The sequence below is a fragment of the Sedimenticola hydrogenitrophicus genome (genome assembly GCF_029017505.1).
Lineage (GTDB): Bacteria > Pseudomonadota > Gammaproteobacteria > Chromatiales > Chromatiaceae > Sedimenticola > Sedimenticola hydrogenitrophicus_A.
The window spans coordinates 1-1,672 of the sequence record NZ_JAQGEI010000090.1; the positions used below are offsets into that span (position 1 = coordinate 1).

2 protein-coding genes are annotated in these 1,672 nt (G+C 68.1%); both read left to right on the forward strand.

The window, feature by feature from the left end; genetic code table 11:
* Positions 1–30 precede the first annotated feature (30 nt).
* Positions 31–783, forward strand: a complete 753-nt coding sequence (locus O9K64_RS23335) for an electron transfer flavoprotein subunit beta/FixA family protein (RefSeq protein WP_275100522.1) — start codon at positions 31–33, stop codon at positions 781–783.
* The coding region (locus O9K64_RS23340; protein WP_275100523.1) for an electron transfer flavoprotein subunit alpha/FixB family protein at positions 780–1,672 on the forward strand (893 nt) is incomplete at its 3' end. The genes O9K64_RS23335 and O9K64_RS23340, both read left to right, overlap by 4 nt.

Below are 1,672 nucleotides of genomic sequence, written 5' to 3' on the forward strand. Positions count from 1 at the left end.
GGCGGCAGCCAAACCAAGCGAAGGTGATGTATGAAAGTACTGGTCGCAGTAAAGCGCGTTGTGGATTACAACGTAAAGGTCCGCGTGAAGGCGGACGGGACGGGGGTGGAGTTAGCCAACGTCAAGATGTCGATGAACCCGTTTGACGAGATCGCGGTGGAAGAGGCGGTGCGGGTCAAGGAGGCGGGCCGGGCGGAGGAGATCGTGGTGGTGTCGCTGGGGGCGGCGCCGAGCCAGGAGACGATCCGCAACGCGCTGGCGCTGGGGGCCGATCGCGGCATCCTGGTGGAGAGCGCGGACGAGCTGCAGCCGCTGGCGGTGGCCAAGCTGCTCAAGGCGGTGGTGGAGCGGGAGCAGCCGGAACTGGTGATCCTGGGCAAGCAGGCGATCGACGACGACAGTAACCAGGTGGGGCAGATGCTGGCGGCGCTGCTGGGCTGGCCGCAGGGGACCTTTGCCTCCAAGGTAGAGCTGGGCGACGGCGCGGTGGCGGTGACCCGGGAGATCGACGGCGGACTGGAGACGGTGCGGCTGCAACTGCCGGCGGTGGTGAGCACCGACCTGCGGCTGAACGAGCCGCGTTATGCCAAGCTGCCGAACATCATGAAGGCGAAGAAGAAGCCGCTGGAGGTGATCCCGGTGGCGGAACTGGGGGTGGACATCGCGCCGCGGCTGCAGGTGTTGAAGGTGAGCGAGCCGGGCCGGCGCCAGGCGGGCGTCAAGGTAGAGACGGTAGCGGAGCTGGTGGAGAAGCTGCGTAACGAAGCGAAGGTGATTGCATGAGTATTCTGGTCATAGCGGAACACGACAACGAGGCGCTGAAGAGCGCGACCCTGCACACGGTGACGGCGGCGGGCCGGTTGGGGGATGACATCCAGCTGCTGGTGGCCGGTGCCGATTGCGGCGCGGTGGCCGAGGCGGCGGCGCGGCTCCAGGGGGTGAGCAAGGTGCTGGTGGCGGACGACGCGGTGTACGCGCACCCGCTGGCGGAGGGGCTGGCGCTGCTGGTGGTGCGGCTGGCGGAGGGCTACAGCCACGTGCTGGCGCCGGCGACCACGTTCGGCAAGAACTTCCTGCCGCGGGTGGCGGCGCTGCTGGATGTGGCGATGCTGTCGGACATCACCGCGATCGAGAGCGCGGACACCTTCGTGCGGCCGATCTATGCCGGCAACGCGCTGGCGACGGTGCGCAGCCTGGACCGGATCAAGCTGCTCACGGTGCGCGGTACGGCGTTCGATGCGGCCGGCGAGGGCGGTGCGGCGGCGATCGAGGCGATCGCGGCGGGCGAGGGCTATGCGAAGTCCAGCTATGTGGGGGCGGAGCTGACGAAATCGGAGCGGCCGGAGCTGACCAGTGCGCGGATCGTGGTCTCGGGCGGTCGCGGCCTGGGCAGCGGCGATAACTTCAAGCTGATCGAGGCGGTGGCGGACAAGCTGAACGCGGCGATCGGGGCGTCGCGGGCGGCGGTGGACGCGGGTTATGTGCCGAACGACTACCAGGTGGGGCAGACGGGCAAGATCGTGGCACCGGAGCTGTACATCGCGGTGGGCATCTCGGGGGCGATCCAGCACCTGGCGGGGATGAAGGAGAGCAAGGTGATCGTGGCGATCAACAAGGACGAGGAGGCACCGATCTTCCAGGTGGCCGACTACGGCCTGGTGGCGGACCTGTT